Source organism: Rhizobium chutanense (genome assembly GCF_002531935.1).
Taxonomy (GTDB): Bacteria; Pseudomonadota; Alphaproteobacteria; order Rhizobiales; family Rhizobiaceae; genus Rhizobium; species Rhizobium chutanense.
In genome coordinates this window covers 288681-309586 of the sequence record NZ_NWSV01000006.1, presented here as the reverse complement: position 1 = coordinate 309586, position 20906 = coordinate 288681, and the positions used below count along the sequence as shown (strand labels likewise).

At 64.1% G+C, this 20906-nt stretch carries 18 protein-coding genes; 10 read left to right on the top strand and 8 right to left on the bottom strand.

From position 1 onward, the window contains the following. Positions 1-130 precede the first annotated feature (130 nt). The 4 genes from dnaA to mutM all read right to left on the bottom strand — a co-directional run bounded on the left by dnaA (position 131) and on the right by mutM (position 4693). Positions 131-1681 carry a chromosomal replication initiator protein DnaA gene (dnaA, locus tag CO666_RS13195; protein WP_097612577.1) on the bottom strand — a complete coding sequence of 517 codons (1551 nt, stop codon included), beginning with the start codon at positions 1679-1681 and terminating at the stop codon, positions 131-133. An 855-nt stretch (positions 1682-2536) separates the two neighbouring features. Beyond that, positions 2537-2815 (bottom strand): 30S ribosomal protein S20, encoded by a 279-nt coding sequence (rpsT, locus tag CO666_RS13190; protein ID WP_085735820.1) that lies wholly within the window; start codon positions 2813-2815, stop codon positions 2537-2539. Between the two features lie 191 nt (positions 2816-3006). Beyond that, complete coding sequence (locus CO666_RS13185) at positions 3007-3780, bottom strand: enoyl-CoA hydratase (protein WP_097612549.1); 774 nt, start codon at positions 3778-3780, stop codon at positions 3007-3009. Positions 3781-3802: 22 nt separating this feature from the next. Next, positions 3803-4693, bottom strand: coding sequence for a bifunctional DNA-formamidopyrimidine glycosylase/DNA-(apurinic or apyrimidinic site) lyase (gene mutM / locus CO666_RS13180; RefSeq protein WP_097612548.1), 891 nt, complete (start codon positions 4691-4693; stop codon positions 3803-3805). 148 nt (positions 4694-4841) lie between these two features. Here mutM and ubiE point away from each other — a divergent pair, with 148 nt between their 5' ends. The 8 genes from ubiE (at position 4842) to CO666_RS13135 (ending at position 14905) form a co-directional block, all read left to right on the top strand. Next, a complete protein-coding gene (gene ubiE, locus CO666_RS13175; RefSeq protein WP_097612576.1) occupies positions 4842-5618 on the top strand; it encodes a bifunctional demethylmenaquinone methyltransferase/2-methoxy-6-polyprenyl-1,4-benzoquinol methylase UbiE in 777 nt (258 codons plus the stop codon). A gap of 212 nt (positions 5619-5830) precedes the next feature. Beyond that, positions 5831-7405 carry a 2-polyprenylphenol 6-hydroxylase gene (ubiB, locus tag CO666_RS13165; protein WP_097612547.1) on the top strand — a complete coding sequence of 525 codons (1575 nt, stop codon included), beginning with the start codon at positions 5831-5833 and terminating at the stop codon, positions 7403-7405. Positions 7406-7543: 138 nt separating this feature from the next. Continuing rightward, positions 7544-9130, top strand: coding sequence for an aromatic amino acid lyase (locus tag CO666_RS13160; RefSeq protein ID WP_097612546.1), 1587 nt, complete (start codon positions 7544-7546; stop codon positions 9128-9130). 21 nt (positions 9131-9151) lie between these two features. Continuing rightward, entirely contained in the window at positions 9152-10531 is a 1380-nt protein-coding gene (locus CO666_RS13155) for a dihydroorotase (RefSeq protein WP_097612545.1), read from the top strand. Then, complete coding sequence (locus CO666_RS13150; protein WP_097612544.1) at positions 10528-11808, top strand: Zn-dependent hydrolase; 1281 nt, start codon at positions 10528-10530, stop codon at positions 11806-11808. The genes CO666_RS13155 and CO666_RS13150 overlap by 4 nt, the downstream gene beginning before the upstream one ends. Further along, positions 11789-12886, top strand: a complete 1098-nt coding sequence (locus CO666_RS13145) for a thiohydantoin desulfurase (RefSeq protein ID WP_097612543.1) — start codon at positions 11789-11791, stop codon at positions 12884-12886. Before CO666_RS13150 ends, CO666_RS13145 begins: the two co-directional genes overlap by 20 nt. A 3-nt stretch (positions 12887-12889) precedes the next feature. Next, positions 12890-13219: a TfoX/Sxy family protein gene (locus CO666_RS13140; protein ID WP_097612542.1), complete on the top strand. Its 330-nt coding sequence runs from the start codon at positions 12890-12892 to the stop codon at positions 13217-13219. A gap of 24 nt (positions 13220-13243) precedes the next feature. Continuing rightward, entirely contained in the window at positions 13244-14905 is a 1662-nt protein-coding gene (locus CO666_RS13135) for a thiourocanate hydratase (RefSeq protein ID WP_097612541.1), read from the top strand. 18 nt (positions 14906-14923) lie between these two features. Here the strand turns inward: CO666_RS13135 and CO666_RS13130 are convergent, their stop codons facing one another. From CO666_RS13130 to CO666_RS13120, 3 genes are read right to left on the bottom strand one after another with little or no spacing between them, the layout of a single operon-like run. Beyond that, entirely contained in the window at positions 14924-15310 is a 387-nt protein-coding gene (locus tag CO666_RS13130) for a VOC family protein (RefSeq protein WP_097612540.1), read from the bottom strand. Next, positions 15307-16554, bottom strand: coding sequence for an MFS transporter (locus tag CO666_RS13125; RefSeq protein ID WP_097612539.1), 1248 nt, complete (start codon positions 16552-16554; stop codon positions 15307-15309). Before CO666_RS13125 ends, CO666_RS13130 begins: the two co-directional genes overlap by 4 nt. A gap of 30 nt (positions 16555-16584) precedes the next feature. Continuing rightward, positions 16585-17490: a LysR family transcriptional regulator gene (locus CO666_RS13120; RefSeq protein ID WP_097612538.1), complete on the bottom strand. Its 906-nt coding sequence runs from the start codon at positions 17488-17490 to the stop codon at positions 16585-16587. Between the two features lie 126 nt (positions 17491-17616). Here CO666_RS13120 and CO666_RS13115 point away from each other — a divergent pair, with 126 nt between their 5' ends. Next, entirely contained in the window at positions 17617-18381 is a 765-nt protein-coding gene (locus CO666_RS13115) for an SDR family oxidoreductase (protein WP_097612537.1), read from the top strand. Between the two features lie 308 nt (positions 18382-18689). Then, a complete protein-coding gene (gene coaBC / locus CO666_RS13110; protein WP_097612536.1) occupies positions 18690-19895 on the top strand; it encodes a bifunctional phosphopantothenoylcysteine decarboxylase/phosphopantothenate--cysteine ligase CoaBC in 1206 nt (401 codons plus the stop codon). Between the two features lie 10 nt (positions 19896-19905). On the opposite strand, the gene CO666_RS13105 is transcribed toward coaBC, so the two are convergent. Then, positions 19906-20718, bottom strand: coding sequence for a class II glutamine amidotransferase (locus tag CO666_RS13105; protein WP_097612535.1), 813 nt, complete (start codon positions 20716-20718; stop codon positions 19906-19908). Positions 20719-20906 lie beyond the last annotated feature (188 nt).

Here is a 20906-nt window from a genome sequence, read left to right as displayed (position 1 = left end):
GCGTTTCTCTTCGTTCGCTATGACCAGCTTACGGTGGGACTTCCACCCACAAGAGTGCGCCCATGCTGGGCGCACAAGGAAAACGGCCGGAATCGCTTCCGGCCGTCGAATTCACACCGAAAACCGCCCGTTATTCGTTGATCAGCCGCTTCAGAAGCTCGACTTCGTGCGAAAGCTTGGTGTCACCCGAAATCAATTCCTCGATCTTGCGCACGGCATGCAGCACGGTCGTGTGATCCCTTCCGCCGAAACGGCGGCCGATCTCCGGGAAGGAGCGCGGCGTCAGCGTCTTCGACAGATACATGGCGATCTGGCGCGGCTTGACGATGACACGGGTGCGGCGGTTCGAGACCAGTTCCTGGCGCGAGACGTTGTAGTGCCTGGCGACGATGCGCTGAATGTCCTCGATGCGTACACGGCGCGGTTCGCCGGAACCGACGAGATGGGCAAGCAGCTCGTCGACGCGCTCGATCGACAGGTTCGGCTCGAAGGAGCGGCGGAAGATCAGCTGGTTGAAGGCGCCTTCGAGTTCGCGGCCGCTGGCCGTGATGTTGCGGGCGACATGCTGAAGCAGGTCGGCCGGAATTTCGAGCGACGGATCTTCAAGCCGGGCCGCCGCAAGGCGCCGCTTGAGGATTTCCAGGCGCATTTCATAATCCGGCGCGTCGAGTTCGATCGCCACGCCGCCCTGCAGGCGCGAGCGGACGCGGGGATCGAGCGATTCCAGCTCCCAGGGCGCGCGGTCGGCGGCGACGACCACCTGCTTGGCGCTGTCGAGCAGCATGTTGAGCAGATGGCAGAATTCATGCTGGATCATCTTGCCCTGCAGGAACTGCATGTCGTCGATGATCAAGAGATCGATGTTGCGCAGCGAATCCTTCAGCGTCAGCGCGTCGTTGTCGCGGATGGCGGTGGCGAAGCGCCACATGAAATATTCGGCCGTCAGATAGACGACGCGCAGGGCCCTGGGGTTCTGCACCGCCGCATTGGCGATCGCCTGCAGCAGGTGGGTCTTGCCGAGACCGACCGTCGAATGGATGAACAGCGGATTGAAGCGCACGGCGCCGGAACCGGCTTCGGCGATCGTCTTGGCGGCAGCCAGCGCCACGCGGTTCGAGCTGCCTTCGACGAAGGTGTCGAAGGTGAAGCGGCTATCGAGCGGCGAGCCGAAGAGGGGCGAACCGAAGCTTGCGGGCCTTGCCGCAGCAACAGCCGACACCGCCTGCTGGACGGCCTGGCCGGCCGGCTGGGCGCTTGCGGGACGGCGCGCCTGGGGGGCAGCGACCGGCTCGGGCTGAACCACCTCGTCGAGCGCCTTGGCGCCGCTGCGCGTTGCCGTGCGCACCAGGACTTCGATCTTCAGAATTTCCGGATCCTCGGCCTGGAACAGACCGGTGATGAGATCGAGATAACGATTGTTGATCCACGACTTCAGGAAGGTCGTGGGAACCGAAAGGCGAACCACGCTCTTCGATACCGAATGCAGCTTCAGCCTGGCAAACCAGCTGGCATAGACGTCAGGACCGACCTGGGCCTTCAAGCGCGCGCTGACGCGCTCAAACAAGATGCCGTGCTTCATTTCCGCCTTTTCTTCTCCCACTTCGAGGCGAATGGAGCCAAACGCCTGCGGTGCCACATCCCCGTTGTCGAGCCCGCCCGTCGTCATCGTATTCATCTGCATAATGCCGCCTTTCAATTCCACCGGGCGACCTCCGCTAAAACAGCCGCCCGATTATTCCCCGCTTTGGCGGGCTGGCGGATCCTCATGAGCCGCTCACCTGCCGGTTCACTCAAACACTGCCCCCGAAGGAACCGGCACAAAATTCCGTTGCAGGGACCGCATTCATGCGGCGCCTTCATCGGCGTTCCGTGCCAGGCTGGCGGTCGATCCTCGTTTTCGGCCGACCAGCCCGAACGCAATATCACTTTAACCTTCTCCGGCGGCCTCGCCTTAAACGTGTGGCCGCTGAAGGCACAAAACATCCCTGCCCGTAACAGCCACGTTACGGCCCAAATCCGTCGAGTGCTTGAAAAAACGGAAGCGCAAGGCTCCGTAACAAATGGCACAAACTTATCGCCCTGCCGACGTGGCAGTTTAAGACCGAGCCTCTGCAGGTGATGTCCGCGCCCTTTGTTGAAAGCCATTTAGGCAGGATCAAAAGGCAAGATCAACGATGAATTTTACGCAAAATTAAGAAGCGGCCATTGACTCCGCCCGGCCTTTTCGGGCGTCACACCAGCGTCAAAAAAGAATCGCTTTTGAATCAAGGAGATTCCCCGTTCGGGCTATTTTGACACGCATGGAAAGAAAAAAAATAAAAATCTTCTTGACTCCCCCTAGGTCCCGTAAGCTCGGGGCAGAGTCGCGCAGCGCAGAAGCATCCTTGCGCAAGCCTTTGTTTTTAAAGGCCTTTTCCTGTCATGGCACTGACACGAAACAGTCGTGAGATTAACCATACAGGCGCCGATCGGCGGAATCGAAAAAGCCCGGTAAAATTACCGGGCTAATCATAACGAGGAGGTCGTTAATGGAAGATTACGCGGTCGCGGTGACCGAAAGAGCCTTCACACGAGCGGCCAGGCGCGAGACCTTGCGCGATGCCGTGTTGGAGTGAAGGACGCCCTTGCTGGCGGCGCGGGCAAGCTCGGGCTGAGCAGCCAGGAAAGCTTCCTTCGCCTTGGCGGCGTCACCGGATGCGATGGCCTCTTCGACCTGGCGAACGAAAGTACGAACGCGCGAGCGACGAGCCTTATTGACGTCGGTACGGCGGGCGATCTTGCGGGTCGCTTTTTTCGCCGAAGTTGTATTGGCCATGGATGCCTCTCTCAAGAATTCGAACAAACTCCGCCATTACCGCGGGCCCTGCGGCCACAAAATCCAGCAATGCGGGAGCAATCGCGGAAAACCAGACCGGCTTTCCGAACCGTGGGCGGGCATATAACTCTAAAGCCGGCCCACGTCAACGCGGATTTTCAAGCTTTGCGGCGGGAAGCGGCGAAAAGCTTTCAACGGTGCGTAAAAGCCGGTTTGCGCTTCTCGACGAAGGCCGCCATGCCTTCTTTCTGGTCGTCGGTGGCAAAGAGGCTGTGAAACAGCCGGCGTTCGAAACGCAAGCCCTCCTCCAGCGTCGTCTCGAAGGCGCGGTTCACCGCCTCCTTGGCCATCAGGACCGAGGGCTGAGAGAGCGAAGCGATCTTTTCGGCGGCGGCAAGAGCCTCATCGAGCAGACGCTCGGGCGCCACCACACGCGAAACGAGTCCCGATCGTTCGGCTTCCGCGGCATCCATCATCCGGCCGGTCAGGATCAGATCCATGGCCTTCGCCTTGCCGACGGCGCGCGTCAGCCGCTGCGAGCCGCCCATGCCGGGAATGACGCCGAGCGTGATTTCCGGCTGGCCGAACTTCGCCGTCTCCGAGGCGATGATGAAATCGCACATCATGGCGAGTTCGCAGCCGCCGCCGAGCGCAAAGCCGCTGACGGCAGCAATGACAGGCTTGCGGGCCTTGGCGACCTCGTCCCAGCCGCTGATGAAATCACTCTTATAGATATCGGCGAAGTGAAGCGGCTGCATCTCCTTGATATCGGCGCCGGCGGCAAAGGCGCGCTCGGAGCCGGTGAGCACGATCGCGCCGACGGCCTCGTCGGCATGGAAGGCGGCATAGGCCTGCTTCAGTTCCTTCAGGACGGTGGAATTCAGCGCGTTCAGCGCCTGCGGGCGGTTCAGCGTGACGAGGCCGACATTGCCTCGGGTTTCGACGATCAGGGTCTCATAGGTCATGCTGCTCTCCCGGTTTTGGCTCTCATTTCTGGCAGGTGGCGCAATAGAAGGTGGAGCGGCCCGCCTGGACGATACGGGCGACCGTACCGCCGCAGCCGGGCGTGCGGCAAGCCTGACCTTCGCGATCGTAGACGGAGAAGGAATGCTGGAAATAGCCGAGCGATCCGTCGGTCTGGATATGGTCGCGCAGCGACGACCCGCCGACGGCGATCGCATCGGCGATAACGTCACGGATCGCAGCGACGAGCAGGTTAAGCTGCTCCTTCGGCCGGCCGCCCGCCGTCACCAGCGTGCCGGCGGCGCGGACCGGCGAAAGATGTGAGCGCCACAGCGCCTCGCAGACATAGATATTGCCGAGACCGGCAATGTTCTTCTGGTCGAGGAGCGCGCTCTTCAGCGGCCGTGCCTTGTCGCGGAAGCGCTCGGCAAGATAGGCGGCGCCAAGCTCGTTTCCCGTCGGCTCCGGGCCGAGATCGCGGAAGAAGGGATGGGCGGCGAGATCGGCACGCTCCACCATATCCATGAAACCGAAACGGCGCGGGTCGTTATAGATGACGCGACGCGGGCCATCCGACGCTTCCAGATGAAAGACGACGTGATCGTGCTTCTCGTCCTTGGCGCGGGCATGGTGGAATTCTCCCGGCGTGGCCGAGCCCGCACCTTCCTCGATGCGAAAAGAACCGGACATGCCGAGATGGGAAATCAGCGTGTTGCCGTCGTCGAGATCGACCAGTAGATATTTGGCGCGGCGGCCGAGGCTGACGATGGTGCGGCCGGACACCCTGTCGGCCAAAGCATCGGGAAAGGGGAAGCGCAGGGCCTTGCGGCGCAGTTCCAGCCTTGTGACGCGGGCTCCCTCCATGGTCGGCGCCAGCCCGCGTTTGACGGTTTCGACTTCTGGCAATTCCGGCATCTTAACCCATCTATATCTAACGTGTTTCAACCGAGGACGATGTGCGCTATAGCGCCAGTGGCCCGCGGAAAGCGTGGCCCAGTGATAACGTCGCGCGCGGTCTTTCGCTATGGCCGCCGCGACGATCTTCAAGGAACGGAGCAGCCTGATGTCAGAAAGCCGCACTTCCGCCGATGGCGGCATGGAGACCTCCTACGGCTTTCGCGAGGTGCCGGGCGGCGAGAAACAGGGCCTCGTCAATGAGGTGTTCCACAAGGTCGCCAAGCGCTACGACATCATGAACGACGTCATGTCCATGGGCATGCATCGCGCCTGGAAGGATGCGATGATTTCGGCGCTCAACCCGCGCAAGGAGCCGGGCTACAAGGTGCTCGACGTTGCCGGCGGCACGGGCGACATCGCCTTCCGCATCGTCGAGGCTTCCGGCAGGCAGGCGCATGCGACCGTGCTCGATATCAACGGCTCGATGCTCGCCGTCGGCGCCGAGCGGGCGGAAAAGAAGAAACTGTCAGGCAATCTCACCTTCGTCGAGGCGAATGCCGAGGAACTGCCTTTCGAGGCCGCCAGCTTCGACGCCTATACGATCGCTTTCGGCATCCGCAACGTGCCGCGGATCGATGTCGCGCTGTCGGAGGCCTATCGCGTGCTGAAACGCGGCGGACGGCTGCTGGTGCTCGAATTTTCCGAAGTCGACATGCCGCTTCTCGACAAGATCTACGACGCCTGGTCGTTCAACGCCATTCCGCAATTCGGCAAGGCGATCACCGGCGACGCCGAGCCCTACCAGTATCTGGTGGAATCGATCCGCAAATTCCCCAACCAGGAGAATTTCGCGGCAATGATCCGCCAGGCCGGTTTTTCGCGCGTCTCCTACACCAATTATACCGGCGGCATTGCCGCACTCCATTCCGGCTGGAAGCTCTGAGGGATGATGAAGGCTATACGCTCATTCCCTTCCTCGGGCATGGCCCGAGGGATGTCACAGGAATCCAGCGCGCCCAAGTCCTTGGGCGCAGGAGACTCGTTAATGTTTCTTAAGTCATTCACCGCGCAGACGCGCGGTGGCTGGATTCCTGTGACAAGCACAGGAATGAGGGAGGAGAGATTGGCCGCGCCTTCGCAAGCAGGCCAGCCTGCATGAGCACTTTCGGAGCCTATTTCCGCCTAATCAGGGTCGGCTGGATCCTCGTGCGCGAAGGCGTGATCTCGGCATTGCCGTCAGAAGGCCTGCCGCCACCGATCAGCCTTGCCAAATCCTTCGTCAGCCTGTTTGCGCGCAGCCGCGCCATGTCGATCAAGCGCAGCGACCGATTGGCGCAGGCCGTCGAGCGGCTTGGTCCCTCCTATGTGAAGATCGGCCAGTTCCTGGCGACGCGGCCTGACGTCGTCGGCGTCGAATTTGCCAACGACCTGTCGCAGTTGCAGGATCGGATGGCCTTCTTCCCGTCGGCGGCCGCCAAGGCCAATATCGAAGGCTCGCTCGGACGGCCGATCGGCGAACTCTATGCGAGCTTCGGCGATCCGATCGCCGCCGCCTCGATCGCCCAGGTGCATCCGGCTGAAGTCGAGACATCGGCAGGCCGCAAGAAGGTCGCGGTCAAGATCGTGCGGCCCGGCGTGCGCCAGCGTTTTGCCCACGACATCGAGGCGATGTATCTCGTCGCCCATATGCAGGAGCGTTTCCTGCCCTCGAGCCGGCGGCTGCGGCCGGTCGAGGTGACGAAGACGCTGGAGCAGACGACGAAGGTGGAGATGGATCTTCGCCTGGAGGCGGCCGCACTTTCCGAGATCGCCGAAAATACCGAGAGAGATCCCGGTTTCCGCGTGCCGAAGGTCGACTGGGAGCGCACCGGGCGCGACGTCATCACCATGGAATGGATCGACGGCACGAGGATGTCCGACGTCGACGGCCTGCGGGCGGCCGGCCACGATCTCAACCTGCTCGCCGATACGCTGATCCAGTCGTTCCTGCGCCACACGCTGCGCGACGGTTTCTTCCATGCCGATATGCATCCGGGCAACCTCTTTGTCGATGCGGACGGCCTGATCGTCGCCGTCGACATGGGCATCGTCGGGCGGCTCGGCAAGAAGGAACGGCGGTTCCTCGCCGAAATCCTCTACGGCTTCATCACCCGCGATTATATCCGGGTCGCCGAGGTGCATTTCGAGGCCGGTTATGTGCCCGGCCACCACAATGTCGAGAGTTTTGCCCAGGCGATCCGGGCGATCGGCGAGCCGATCCATGGGCAGCCGGCCGAAACGATCTCGATGGGCAAGCTGCTGACGCTGCTGTTCGAAGTGACCGAACTCTTCGACATGGCGACGCGGCCGGAACTGGTGATGCTGCAGAAGACCATGGTCGTGGTCGAGGGCGTGTCGCGCATGCTCAACCCGCGCTTCAACATGTGGAAGGCCTCCGAACCCGTCGTCGGCGACTGGATCCGCACCAATCTCGGGCCGAAGCGGATCGCCACCGATCTCAAGGACGGGCTGAAGGCGGCGGTCAAGCTCGCCGAAGCCGTGCCGGAAATTGCCGCAAAGACCGAAAAATTCCACCATCAGCTCCTGCATATGAGCGAACACGGGCTGCGCTTCGACGCTGAAACGGCGGATGCGATCGGCAAGGCCGAAGCACGGCACAACCGCTCGGGCAGGATCGCGCTGTGGCTCATCGCGTTGACGCTTGTCTATATCGCCTGGATGGTGAGCTGAGCGCCCGCCAAACACATGCTGTGTTCGGCATTTGGGATATCCCATGTGACGAAGGGCTCGCTTAGTCTCGCATTCAGAACAGGGATTCAGATTTTGGCCGATCCGGTCTAGAATCATCCTGTTCCAGGAGATAGGCATATGCAGCAGGAACGCCCCGGCATCGAACTTTCCGGACAACCGCTCGGTTTTGCCGAGATGGCAGCGATCGGCGCAGGCAAGGTGACGATTTCGGCTTCGGCGACCGGCATGGCCCGCATCGCGATCGCCCGCGAGATCGTCGAGGATGCGATTGCCTCCGGCATGCCGGTCTACGGCTCGACGACAGGCGTCGGCGCCATGAAGGATGTGGAGTGGTCGGCCGACGAACTCGACACTTTCAATCTCGGCCTGGTACGCGCCCATCACTTCGGCACCGGCACGCCGTTTTCCTGCAATGTCGTGCGCAATGCCATGGCGATCCGCGTCAATACGGCGCTGACCGGCCAGGTCGGCTGCACGCCGGAACTGATCCAGGCCTATATCACCATGCTCGAGGCCGACCTGATCCCGGTCGTGCGCCGTACCGGCTCGATCGGCTGCGCCGATATCGGCTTGATGGGGCAGATCGGCGCCGTGCTGACCGGCGTCGGCGAAGCAGTCTATCGCGGCAACCGCATGCAGGCGGCCGACGCCTTCCGGGCGGCGGGTCTGCAACCGGTGCGGATGGCGCCGCGCGACAGCCTCGCCTCGCTCAGCATCAATGCGGTGAGCTTTGCGGCGGCGGCGGAAACGACGCGCAATGCCGCGGCCTCGATCCGCGTCCTCTTGGCGACGGCGATGATGGCATCCGGCGCGCTCGGCGCCTCCCGCGATCCCTGGAAGGCGGTGCGCCATGTCGGCACGGCGCGCGAGGCGCTGATCGGCGCCTGGCTCTGCAACGCCTCCGACGACTGGAACTGGCCGGTGGCCACGCATGTGCAGGATCCGCTCAGCCTGCGCATGATCGCCCAGGTGTTCGGCGCGGTGATCGAAAACCTGCTTTCGACCGGCCACAAGATCCTGGCAGCCACCGGGCGCTCGGACGACAATCCCGTCGTCGTCGAAGGCCGGGTGATGACGTCGGGCGGTTCGCTGCCCCTCGATGTGACGATCCTGCTCGAATCGGCCGCACTCTGCATGGCGCATGCGGCGCGCAACGCCTTCAACCGCTGCGTCATTCTCGGCAACGGCCAGCGGCGCGACCTGCCGGTCAATCTGGTGCCGCCGGGGCGGATCGCCACCGGTTTCGGGCCGATCATCAAGCTTGCCGGCGAGATCTTCTCGCGCGTGCTGTCGATGTCCAATCCCGTCTCGGCGCAGTCGCTGGTCGTCGCGGCGGGCCTTGAGGACGAAGCGGCCTTCCTGCCACTGGTCATCGAACGTTTCGACCGGCAGATGCGGGCGCTGAAGCGCCTCGCAGCCCTCGAGGCGCTGCTGTCGGCCCAGGCAATCGATATTCTCGGCGACGAGCCGAAGGGTGTCGCCGCCATGCTCTACGCGGTCGTGCGCAAACATGCCGATTTCTATGTCGTCGACCGGCCGCTTTCGGCCGAGGTCGAGGCGATCGAGGAAGAACTCGGCTCGGACGACTTCCTTTCGAAGCTGACCGAGCAGGTGCCGATCGCCTCCTTCGACGACTTCTTCGCGCTCGGCTCGCTGCAGGATATCGAGGAGCGGCTGTCCAGCCGGGAGCCGGTAGCAGTCTGATTTCAGTTTAAGGAGAGCGGCATGGATTTCGATCTCGTTCTGCAGGGCACGGTGGTGCTGCCGGACCGCATTCTCGAACAGGGTTATGTCGCCGTGCGCGACGGCAAAATCGCCGAAGTCGGCCTCGGCGTGCCGCCTGCGGCGCGCGAACGGCATCTGCTCGGCAAAGCGCTGATCCTGCCCGGCGCGATCGACGCGCAGGTGCATTCGCTTTCCCAGAAGGACCAGGAGGATTTCATCTGGTCGACCCGCTCGGCGGCGGCCGGCGGCGTCACGACGATCGTCGACATGCCCTATGACGAGGGCAATCTCGTCTGTTCGGCGGCGGCTGTGCAGCGCAAGATCGACCATGCCGGCCCGCAGGCACGCGTCGATTTCGCGCTTTATGGCACCATCGATCCGGAAGAAGGCCCGGCGCGGATTGCCGAAATGGTCGAGGCCGGTGTGGCGGCCTTCAAATTCTCGACCTTCGGCACCGATCCCAAGCGTTTTCCGCGCATTCCCCCGGCCCTGCTCGACGCCTGCTTTGCGGCCATCGCCCCGACGGGACTGACGGCCGGCGTGCACAATGAGGATGACGAGGCGGTGCGCAGCTATATGGAGCAGGTGAAGGTGAGCGGCATCACCGACTGGCGGGCGCATGGCCTGTCACGGCCGCCGATTACCGAATTACTGGCGATGCACACGATCTTCGAGACAGGTGCGGCGACCCACTGCCCGGCGCATGTGGTGCACTGCTCGCTCGGGCGCGGCTACGATATCGCCCGCGCCTATCGCCGCGACGGCTTTGCCGCGACCGTCGAATGCTGCATCCACTACCTGACGCTCGACGAGGAAAACGACGTGAAGCGCCTGGGCGGCAAGGCGAAGATCAATCCGCCCATCCGGCCGCGCGCCGAGGTGGAGAAGCTCTGGCGAAAGGTGGCCGAGGGCGATGTCTGGCTGGTCTCGACCGATCACGTCAGCTGGTCGGAGAACCGCAAGACCCATCCCGACATGCTCGCCAACGCTTCCGGTGTTCCCGGCCTCGAGGTGATGGTGCCGCTTTTCGTGAAGGGAGCCCTCGAACGCGGCATTCCGCTGACCTGGGCAGCCCGGCTGATGGCGGAGAATCCGGCCAGGCATTTCCGGCTCGACCATATCAAGGGCGCGCTGACCCCGGGCAAAGACGCCGATATCACCGTGCTGGAGCCGCGCGACAGCATCTATGATGCGTCGGCGAGCGGCAACAATGTCGTCGGCTGGAGCCCTTACAACGGCATTCGCCTGCCCTGGACCGTCTCCGCCACCTATCTCCGCGGCGAAAAGATCGCCGAGGGCGGGAAGGTGCTGGCCGAGCCCGGCAGCGGGCGGTTCGTTCGGCCGCCACCGCGCCAGGTCATTGCGGGAGCGTCCGCATGAGCCGCAATCTGCCCGTCAATGCCGGCCGGATCGCCGGGGATATCGAGGCGCTCGCCGCAATCACCGAGCCCGGCCATCCCTGGACGCGGCGTGCCTTCTCGCCGCTTTTCCTCGAAGGCCGGGCCTATCTCGAAGCGCGGATGAAGGCGGCGGGACTGGAAACGCGGATCGATGCCGCCGGCAATCTGATCGGCCGGCGCACCGGCCGCAAACCCTGGCTCGGCACGATCATGCTCGGCTCGCATTCCGACACGGTGCCGGACGGCGGCCGCTTCGACGGCATTGCCGGGGTGATCTCGGCACTGGAGGTGGCGCGGGCGCTTGGCGACCAGGCCATCGAGCTCGACCACGATCTCGAGATCATCGATTTCCTCGCCGAGGAAGTGAGCATCTTCGGCGTCTCCTGCATCGGCAGCCGCGGCATGACCGGGCAATTGCCGGAAGCCTGGCTTTCACGCGTCAGCGGCGGCCTCGACCTTGCCCGGGGTATCGCCCAGGTGGGCGGCGAGCCCGATGTGCTGATGCAGCAGAAGAGGTCCGATATAGCGGGCTTTCTCGAGCTTCATATCGAGCAGGGACCGGTGCTCGAAGCCGAAAGGGAGGATATCGGCATCGTCACCGCGATCTCGGGCATCACCCGGATCGAGATCACTGTCGAAGGCCGCGCCGACCACGCCGGCACGACGCCGATGGACCGGCGGGCGGATGCCCTGGTGGCAGCATCGCAACTGGTGCTCGACATCCGCAACGCCGCCGCCGAGCTTGCCAAGACGCCGGGGCATTTCGCGGCGACGGTCGGCGAATTCAGGATCGAACCGAATGCCGCCAATGTCGTGCCGTCGAAAGTGGTGCTGCTGATCGATGGCCGCGCCGAAATCCGCGCCGACATGGACGCCTTCTGCCGCTGGCTCGACGGCCATGTCGAAAAGCTGGCGACCGCCTACGGCGTGGCGATCGAGACGCCGAACCGGGTTTCCGACAATCTGCCGACATCAGGCGATGCCGGGCTGCTTTCGACGCTGGAGATTGCCTGCGTCCGGGTCGGCGCGAGACATCGGCGCATGGCCTCCGGTGCCGGACACGACACCGCCTGGATCGCCAAGGTGGCGCCGGCGGCGATGATTTTCGTGCCCTGCCGGGACGGCCGCAGCCATTGCCCCGACGAATGGGCCGAGAATGACGATATCGCGCTCGGCGCTGCCGTGCTGTTCGAGGCGGTGCGCGAGATGGACGAGAGCTTGAATCAGGAGAGGACCGATGGGACGCATACTGGTTGAGAAAGACGTCGAAGCCGCCGTCAAGGGCGGCTCCGTCTATGCCGCCGGCGGTGGCGGCTGGGCCGATCACGGACGGATGCTTGGGCTTGCCGCCGTCAATGTCGGCAAGCCGGAGCTGGTCTCGATCGACGAGCTGAAGGACGAGGACTGGATTGCCACCGCAGCCGCGATCGGCGCGCCGGCCTCGACCACCCCCTGGGAAATGCAGGGCATCGACTATGTGAAGGCCGTGCAGCTTTTACAGGAGGCGCTCGGCGAAAAACTCTCCGGGCTGATCATCGGCCAGAACGGCAAATCCTCGACGCTGAACGGCTGGTTGCCATCGGCGATCCTCGGCACCAAGGTGGTCGATGCTGTCGGCGATATCCGCGCTCATCCGACAGGCGACATGGGCTCGATCGGCATGGCCGGTTCGCCGGAGCCAATGATCCAGACGGCTGTCGGCGGCAATCGGGCGGAGAACCGTTATATCGAGCTGGTGGTGAAGGGGGCGACGGCGAAGATTTCGCCGGTGCTGCGCGCCGCCGCCGATCAATCCGGCGGTTTCATCGCCAGCTGCCGCAATCCGCTCAGGGCCTCCTATGTCCGCAGCCATGCCGCACTCGGCGGCATCTCGATGGCGCTTGCGCTCGGCGAGGCGATCATCGCCGCGGAGAAACGCGGCGGATCAGCCGTCATCGATGCGATCTGCAAGACGACGGGCGGCCATATGCTCGCCGAAGGCCTCATTAGCCGCAAGGACGTGGTCTACACCAGGGAAGCCTTCGACATCGGCACGGTCACCGTCGGCGCGGGCGAGACATCGGTGACGCTGCATGTGATGAACGAATATATGGCGGTGGACGATGCCGATGGCGGACGGCTCGCCACCTTCCCCGCCGTCATCACCACGCTGTCGCCGGAGGGCGAACCGCTCAGCGTCGGCCAGCTTCGGGAAGGCATGCCCGTCTTCATTCTGCATGTGCCGATGGATATCATTCCGCTCTCGGCCAGCGTGCTCGATCCGAGCGTCTATCCCGTCGTCGAACAGGCGATGGGGATCGAGATCGCCCGTTATGCGCTGGCGGCGAGGGCCTGAGCCATGGCGCGCGATCCAGGCCTCGAAGAACTGCTGCGCGACGAACTCGGCGATCGGCCTGGCCTCAGTGAGAAATCCATGTTCGGCGGCCGCGCCTTCCTGCTGAACGGCAACCTTCTCTGCGGCGCCCGCAGCGACGGCATGCTGGTCCGCCTCGGCAAGGGCAATGACGGCTGGGCGCTGGCCTTGCCGGGCGTGAATCAAATGCTGATGGGCGAGCGGGTGATGCATGGGTGGGTGCGGGCCAATGCCGAGGTTTACGGCGACGATGCGCTGAGACGGCGTTTGCTCGATGCCGCGCTCGCCTATGTGGAAAGCCTGCCGACAAAATAACGAGAGAGATCGAGGAGGATATCCATGCCCAAGGCCAATCCACGCCATCCGAAATTTCCCATTCCCGGCGGACCGGAACTGCGCGCCAAGGGCTGGCGACAGGAGGCCCTGTTGCGGCTCCTCGAAAATGTGCTCGCCGTTGGCGAAGATCCCGACAATCTGATCGTCTACGCCGCGCTGGGGAAGGCGGCGCGCAGCTGGGCGGCGCACAGGGGCATCGTCAAGGCGCTGACCGAGATGGAGGAGGACCAGACGCTGCTCATCCAGTCCGGCAAGCCGATCGGGCTGGTGCGGACGCATGCCAAGGCGCCGCTGGTCATCATGGCGAACTGCAATATCGTCGGCCAATGGGCGAAGGCCGAGGTGTTCTACGAACTGCAGCGCAAGGGATTGATTTGCTGGGGCGGGCTGACGGCCGGCGCCTGGCAATATATCGGCAGCCAGGGCGTCATTCAGGGGACCTACGAGATCTTCATGCGCATTGCCGAACGGCGCTTCGGCGGCGATCTTGCCGGCCGCTTCGTGCTGACGGCCGGCCTCGGCGGCATGGGCGGGGCGCAGCCGCTCGCCGGCCGCATGGCGGGGGCTGCGATCCTCTGCGTCGACATCGATCCGGAACGCGCCCGCAAGCGCCAGCAGATCGGCTATCTCCAGCAAATCGCGTCCGATCTCGACACCGCCCTTGAAATGATCGACGCCGCGGTGAAGGACAAACGGGCGCTCTCCGTCGGGCTCGTCGGCAATGCGGCCGAGGTCTATCCGGAGATCGCCCGGCGCGGCATCGTGCCCGACATCGTCACCGATCAGACCTCGGCGCATGACCTCGTTTATGGTTATTTGCCGAAGGGCATGAACCTCGACCAGGTCAAGGGGCTGCGCGACGATGGCCAAGGCCAGTTGATGGCGGCAAGCCGCGCCTCGATCGTCGAGCATGTCACGGCGATGCTGGAATTCCAGAAGCGTGGCTCGGAAGTCTTCGACAACGGCAATCTGATCCGCACCCAGGCGAAAGAGGGCGGCGTCACCAACGCCTTCGACATTCCGATCTTTACCGAAGCCTATCTCAGGCCGCTGTTTGCCCGGGCGATCGGCCCGTTCCGCTGGATGGCGCTGTCGGGCGAGGAGAGCGATATCGCCCGCATCGACGACCTGCTGCTCGAGATGTTTCCCGACAACAAGATCATCACCAACTGGATCCGGCTGGCGCGCGAACACGTGCCCTTCGAGGGGCTGCCGGCACGTATCGCCTGGCTCGGCCATGGCGAACGCACGGCACTCGCCCGGCGCGTCAACGCGCTGGTGGCGAGCGGTGACCTCAAAGGCCCCGTGGCCTTCTCCCGCGACCATCTCGATGCCGGCGCCATGGCCCATCCCAATATCATGACCGAGCGGATGAAGGACGGCTCCGACGCCATCGCCGACTGGCCGCTGATCGACGCGATGATGCTCTGCTCGTCGATGGCCGATCTGGTCGTCGTCCATTCCGGCGGCGGCGGCTATGCCGGCTACATGACAAGCTGCGGCGTCACCGTCATCGCCGACGGCACCGATGCCGCCGACGAACGGCTCGACCATGCGCTGACCAACGATACCGCACTAGGCGTCATGCGGTATGCCGATGCCGGTTACGAGGAGGCACTGGATGAGGTGGTCAAGAAGGACGTGCCCTATATCAGGCTTGGTTGATGTGAGGCAGGCAGCGCGTCAGGCGATCAAATTGGAGACTTCGAGGAGGTTGCCGTCGGGGTCCCGGAAATAGACCGAGCGCAGGCGGCCGGTGGCGCCGGTGCGCTCGACCGGCCCCTCTTCGATCGCGACGCCCGAGGCCTGCAGATGGGTGATGACTTCGGCAAGCGGCGTCCCGGCTATGAAGCAGAGGTCGCCGGAGCCGGGGATCGGATGGCGCGCCTTGGGATCGAATTCGTGGCCGGCCTGGTGCAGGTTGATCTTCTGCCCGCCGAATTTCAGCGCCTTGCGGCCTTCGGCGAAAATTTCGACCGACATGCCGAGAATGCCGGCATAGAAATCGCAGGTGATCGCGATATCGGCGACGGTCAGCACCAGATGGTCGAGACGGTCGATGCGGATCATGCTTTTCTCCTCGCGAGATGCTGAGCGACACAGGCTGACATAAAGGCCATCACCAGCATGACAAGCGTGAAGATAACGACGGCGGCCCAGCCTTCAACCGCAAAGAACCAGCCGCCCGCCGAACCCATGAGGCTGGAGCCGACATAATAGGCGAGCATATAAAGCGACGAGGCGTGGCCTTTGGTGCTGTGCGCCAGCCTGCCGACAAGGCCGCTGGCAATGGAATGGCTCATGAAGAAGCCGGTGGTCAACACGACGATGCCAAGGATGATGACCGGGAGCGAGGAGAACAGCGTCAGGGTGCTGCCGGCGGCAGTCAGCGCAAGACCGAAGAGAAGCACGGAAAAATGGCCGATCCGGTCTCCGATCAGGCCGCCGATCGAGGCGGCCCCGATGCCGAAGAGATAGACGGTGAAGATCAGGCCGAGTTCCGTCTGGTTGAGGCCGTAGGGCGCCGCCACCAGGCGGAAACCGGCGTAGTTGTAGATGGTCACGAAGGAGCCCATCGCCAGGAAGGCAATGGCAAAGAGGAAGGGCAGCGCCGGATTGGCGAGATGGCCGAGCCAGGCCTTGATATGGAAGCGCGGATCGAAGCCCGCCCGGCGGACGAAATTCTTTGACGGCGGCAGCAGGGCGATGAAGCCGATCGCGGCGGCAAGGCCGATGGCGCCGATGAGGAAGAGCGCCGGACGCCAGCCGAGATATTCGGCGAAGATGCCGGTCAGCACCCGGCCGGACATGCCGCCGAAGGCCGTGCCGCCGACATAGAGGCCCATGGTGGCGCCGAGGCCGCGCGGATCGATCTCCTCGGCGAGATAGGCCATGGCGACGGCCGGCACACCGCCGAGAACGAGGCCTTGCAGGGCGCGGATGACAAGCAGCAGGTGCCAGTTCGGGGCAAAAGCGGTGGCAATGGTCAGCAATGCCGCGCCGACCAGCGACAGCGACATCAGGCTGCGGCGGCCAAGGCCTTCCGAGACGGCGGCGGCACAGACGATGGCAAGCGCCAGGAAGCCGGTGGAGAGCGATAGCGACAGCGAGCTTTCGGCCGGGCTGACGGAAAATTGCTGCGCGAAGATCGGCAGCAGCGGCTGGACGCAATAGAGCAGCGAGAAGGTGGAGAAGCCGGAGAGGAAGAGCGCCAGGCTGGCGCGGCGATAGGCGCCGGTGCCGCGTCTGAGATAGTATTTTTGTCCCGGCATCGCGGCCTTGCCGGAGGTCTTCACGGCCTGTGCCGCCGGCATCTCTTCATCCCTGCCCTCTCTGGTCATCAATCAGCCCGCCGGATCCCAATAGGGCGGATCGCCAAAACTCTTCTTCAGGTGATCGGCGATGGCGCGCAGCTTGGCGGAGGGATTTCGGCCCTCGGGATGGGCCATATAGATGAATTCCGCTTCCGGCCGGTAACCGACATCGATTTCGGCAAGCCGGCCCTCGCGGATGGCCGGGCCGGCGATGAAGGCCGGCAGCAGCGCGATGCCGAGACCGGCAATCGCCGCGTCGCGGAGCATGTCGCCATTGTTCATGCCGAGCGCCAGTTTCGCACGGACGAGAATCGCGCCCTCCGGGGTCTGGAAGCGCCAGTCGGCAACGCCGCGATTGGTGTAGAAAATGCCGCGATGGCTGTTCAGGTCGATCAGCGACGACGGCGTCCCCCGGCGGGCGAGATAATCCGGCGAGGCGCAGAGAAGACGGCGGCTTCGGGTGAGTTTCCAGGCGACCAGCCTGTTATCGGCGATCGCGCCGTTGCGGATGACGGCGTCGTAGCCGTCCGAAGCGGCGTCGACCCGCCGGTCGTCGATATCGAGCGTCAGTTCGATTTCGGGATGTTCGGCAAGGAAGGGATAGAGCGCCGGTCCGAGATGCATGCGGCCGAAGGTGACCGGGGCGGCGATGCGGATCGGACCGGACAGTGTTCCGCGCCGCTCGGCCATATCGGCGGCGGCCTCGTCGATGTTGCGCACGATGCGCGTGGCGCGCTCCAGGAAGACCGCACCATCCTCCGTCAAAGTGAGCTTGCGCGTCGTTCGGTGCAGCAGCATGCCGCCCAGCGACTTCTCCAGTTCCGCCAGCCTTTCGCTGACGACGGATTTGGACAGCCGCAACCGGCGGGCCGCCTCGCTGATCGAGCCTGCCTCCACGACGGCGACGAAAGCCGCAATGCCTTCGACCTTGATCATCGTTCGGTTTTTCCGAATTCGAGTTTCACCATCTGGAGACTAATCCGAACGAGAGGAAAATGCCATCTTCCTTTCATCGAAGGGGACGGCATGGGCCGCCTCACCGCAAACACAGGAGATGGAAGCATGAACCGCTTGAACAACAAGGTCGCGATCGTCACCGGCGCAAGCTCCGGCATCGGCCGCGTCACGGCAAAGCTGTTTGCCGCCGAAGGTGCCAGGGTCGTCGTCGGCGCCCGCCGCGAGCGCGAACTCGACAGCCTCGTTGCGGAGATCAAGGCGGAAGGCGGCGACGCCATCGCCGTTGCCGGTGATGTCCGCTCGGAAGACTATCACAAGGCGCTGGTCGCCGCCGGGACGACGAATTACGGCACGCTCGATATCGCTTTCAACAATGCCGGCATCATCGGCGAAGCCGGTCCGAGCACCGGCGTCTCGGAAGCAGGTTTCAGCGAGGCGCTGGCCGTCAATCTCACCGCCTCCTTTCTCGCTGCCAAACATCAGATCGGCGCGATGGCGGCAAATGGCGGCGGCTCGGTAATCTTCACCTCGACCTTCGTCGGCTACAGTTTCGCCTTTCCCGGCGTTGCCGCCTATGCCGCCAGCAAATCCGGCCTGATCGGCCTGACGCAGGCGCTGGCCGCCGAATTCGGGCCACAGGGCGTGCGCGTCAACGCCATCCTGCCGGGCGCCGTCGATACCGACATGTATCGGGACGTGAACGATACGCCGGACAAGCAGGCCGCTATCACCGCTATGCATGCCCTGAAGCGCGTCGCCACCCCGGAAGAGGTCGCCCGCTCGGTTCTCTACCTCGCCTCCGACGATGCGAGCTTCGTCACCGGCACGGCATCGCTGGTCGACGGCGGCATTTCGGTCACGCGTAGCTGAGACGGCGGGGGCTGCCATCGACCGATGGTCGAACCACAGGAAAGACCCCTCCCCAACCCCTCCCCACAAGGGGGAGGGGCTAACCCGGAGCGCTCGCCTTGTCCCACTCGAAACGTCGCAGATATGGAAAACGGGTGCGGCAGGTTAAGCCCCTCCCCCTTGTGGGGAGGGGTTTGGGGCGGGGTCTTTGCGGAGGCAACCGGTCACCGGCCCCGAGCAGATCCGATGCCTTTCGCCCAGCCGATTGCATGTTCTCAGCCAAAGGCTTAGGGTCGGGGCCGGTCAAGAAGGCGACGGGTAGAAAAGCCATGGCTCTCAGCGGAAAACGCATCCTCCTCATCATCTCCGGCGGCATCGCAGCCTATAAGAGCCTGGATCTGATCCGCCGGCTGCGCGAGCGCGGCGCCAGCGTCCGCCCGGTTATGACCAAGGGAGCGCAGGAATTCGTCACGCCGCTTGCCGTCGGCGCGTTGGCAGCGGACCATGTGTTCGTCGATCTGTTTTCGCGCCAGGACGAACAGGATGTCGGCCATATCAGGCTGGCGCGCGACTGCGACCTCGTGATCATCGCCCCGGCCACGGCCGACCTGATGGCGAAGATGGCGAACGGGCTTGCCGACGATCTCGCCTCGACCGTGCTGCTGGCGACCAACAGGCCGGTGCTTGCCGCACCAGCGATGAATCCGGCCATGTGGGCGCATCCGGCGACCCGGCGCAATGCGGCGATGCTCAGGGCCGACGGCATCCGCTTCGTCGGGCCGATGGCCGGCGAGATGGCGGAGAGCCGGGAGGCGGGGCTTGGCCGGATGGCGGAGCCGCTCGATATCGTCGCGGCTGCCGAAACCCTGCTCGACGACGGCGAGAAGCCGCTGAAAGGACGCAAGGCGATCGTCACGTCGGGACCGACGCATGAGCCGATCGACCCGGTGCGCTATATCGCCAACCGCTCCTCCGGCCGGCAGGGCCATGCGATCGCCGCAGCCCTTGCCAAGCTCGGGGCGGAGGTGACGCTGGTAGCGGGGCCGGTGACGATCGCCGATCCGATCGGCGTCAACGTCATCCACGTCGAGCGGGCCGAGGAAATGCGCGATGCCGTGCTGGCGGCGCTGCCGGCCGACATTGCCGTGATGGTGGCGGCGGTGGCCGACTGGCGCGTCGCCTCGGCCGCCGACCAGAAGCTGAAGAAACATCCGGGCGAATCCATTCCGACGCTGGCGCTGACCGAAAATCCGGACATCCTGAAAACCGTCGGCCACCACACGATGCGACCGAAGCTGGTGATCGGCTTTGCCGCCGAGACGCAGGACGTGGAAAACAATGCCAGGGCGAAGCTCGAGCGGAAGGGCGCCGACATGATCGTCGCCAACGACGTTTCTCCTGCGACCGGCATCATGGGCGGCAGCCGCAACCGCGTCAAACTCGTCCGTCACGACGGCGTCGAGCAATGGCCCGATCTCGCCAAGGAAGAGGTTGCCGAAAGGCTGGCCGCGCTGATCGCCCGACAGCTCCACTGATCGCCAGCGTTCAGGCAGAAATAGCCACGCGCTGCGGCTTGGCAGCATTCCGCTTCTCCGGCCGGAAGTCGGCGACATCGATGCCGTTTTTGCCGACGGTGACGGCGCTGCCGTCCGGAATTTCCGCCCAGGCATCGACATCGTCGTTCAACGGCTCGGACACCAGGCAATAGCCGGCGCCGACCGGCGAGGCATAGAGCGTCGGCGCCTTGCGATCGGTGGCATAGCGGATCGCATAAAGCGTGTTGCCGTCGGAAAAAGCAGCGGTGAAGCGCAGCAGGATCGATCCGATGAGGCTTTCGGCCAGTTCCTCGACGACACCGACCATATGGGCCATGGCGGCAACCGGCGCCTCGCGCAAGCCGAACTGCAGCGCCAGCAGGAACATCAGCTCGGAATCGGTGGTGCCGCCGCGGGCATTGAACAACTCGTCGTCGAGCATCGCCTCCATCGGCCGGCGCAGGCGCTCGAAGCCGGAGATCTGGCCGTTATGCATGAAGGACCAGATGCCGTGGGTGAAGGGATGGCAGTTGTCGCGGCGCGTGCCGCCGCCGGTGGCAGCCCTGACATGGGCGAGGAAGAGCGGCGAGCGGATCTGCCGCGACAGGCTCTTCAGATTGCAATCCGACCAGGCCGGCAGGATGTCGCGGTAGCGGCCGGGCTCGGGCCTGTCGCCATACCAGGCAATGCCGAAGCCATCGCCGTTCGTCGCCGTCTTGGCGCGGGTGGCGCAGTGGGACTGCTCGATCAGCGAATGGGCGGGCGAGGATACCAGCTCCTCGAGATAGAGGGGGTCTCCGCGATAGGCTGCCCAGCGACACATGGCTTTCTTGCTCCGGAACCCGCCGCCGCACCGGCGGGCATGCTCTAAATTGTCTGACGGCGCGGCTAATAACAGCTTAACGCGCCGCCGGTTTGCAGATCGATCATGACGGATTCGTGACCGATGGCCGCTTCAAATTCAGCGAAAGCCTGTGTTCTTTTGTGAACGCTTGATTTCGCCAGATAGGT

Bases quoted from the DNA above. Each gene is read 5' to 3' on its own strand.
- dnaA (WP_097612577.1), bottom strand. From the start codon at position 1,681: ATGCAGATGAATACGATGACGACGGGCGGGCTCGACAACGGGGATGTG.
- CO666_RS13155 (WP_097612545.1), top strand. From the start codon at position 9,152: ATGGATTTCGATCTCGTTCTGCAGGGCACGGTGGTGCTGCCGGACCGC.
- mutM (WP_097612548.1), bottom strand. From the start codon at position 4,693: ATGCCGGAATTGCCAGAAGTCGAAACCGTCAAACGCGGGCTGGCGCCG.
- CO666_RS13145 (WP_097612543.1), top strand. From the start codon at position 11,789: ATGGGACGCATACTGGTTGAGAAAGACGTCGAAGCCGCCGTCAAGGGC.
- CO666_RS13105 (WP_097612535.1), bottom strand. From the start codon at position 20,718: ATGTGTCGCTGGGCAGCCTATCGCGGAGACCCCCTCTATCTCGAGGAG.
- CO666_RS13135 (WP_097612541.1), top strand. From the start codon at position 13,244: ATGCCCAAGGCCAATCCACGCCATCCGAAATTTCCCATTCCCGGCGGA.
- ubiB (WP_097612547.1), top strand. From the start codon at position 5,831: ATGAGCACTTTCGGAGCCTATTTCCGCCTAATCAGGGTCGGCTGGATC.
- CO666_RS13185 (WP_097612549.1), bottom strand. From the start codon at position 3,780: ATGACCTATGAGACCCTGATCGTCGAAACCCGAGGCAATGTCGGCCTC.
- CO666_RS13130 (WP_097612540.1), bottom strand. From the start codon at position 15,310: ATGATCCGCATCGACCGTCTCGACCATCTGGTGCTGACCGTCGCCGAT.
- CO666_RS13150 (WP_097612544.1), top strand. From the start codon at position 10,528: ATGAGCCGCAATCTGCCCGTCAATGCCGGCCGGATCGCCGGGGATATC.
- ubiE (WP_097612576.1), top strand. From the start codon at position 4,842: ATGTCAGAAAGCCGCACTTCCGCCGATGGCGGCATGGAGACCTCCTAC.
- coaBC (WP_097612536.1), top strand. From the start codon at position 18,690: ATGGCTCTCAGCGGAAAACGCATCCTCCTCATCATCTCCGGCGGCATC.
- rpsT (WP_085735820.1), bottom strand. From the start codon at position 2,815: ATGGCCAATACAACTTCGGCGAAAAAAGCGACCCGCAAGATCGCCCGC.
- CO666_RS13160 (WP_097612546.1), top strand. From the start codon at position 7,544: ATGCAGCAGGAACGCCCCGGCATCGAACTTTCCGGACAACCGCTCGGT.
- CO666_RS13120 (WP_097612538.1), bottom strand. From the start codon at position 17,490: ATGATCAAGGTCGAAGGCATTGCGGCTTTCGTCGCCGTCGTGGAGGCA.
- CO666_RS13125 (WP_097612539.1), bottom strand. From the start codon at position 16,554: ATGCCGGCGGCACAGGCCGTGAAGACCTCCGGCAAGGCCGCGATGCCG.
- CO666_RS13140 (WP_097612542.1), top strand. From the start codon at position 12,890: ATGGCGCGCGATCCAGGCCTCGAAGAACTGCTGCGCGACGAACTCGGC.
- CO666_RS13115 (WP_097612537.1), top strand. From the start codon at position 17,617: ATGAACCGCTTGAACAACAAGGTCGCGATCGTCACCGGCGCAAGCTCC.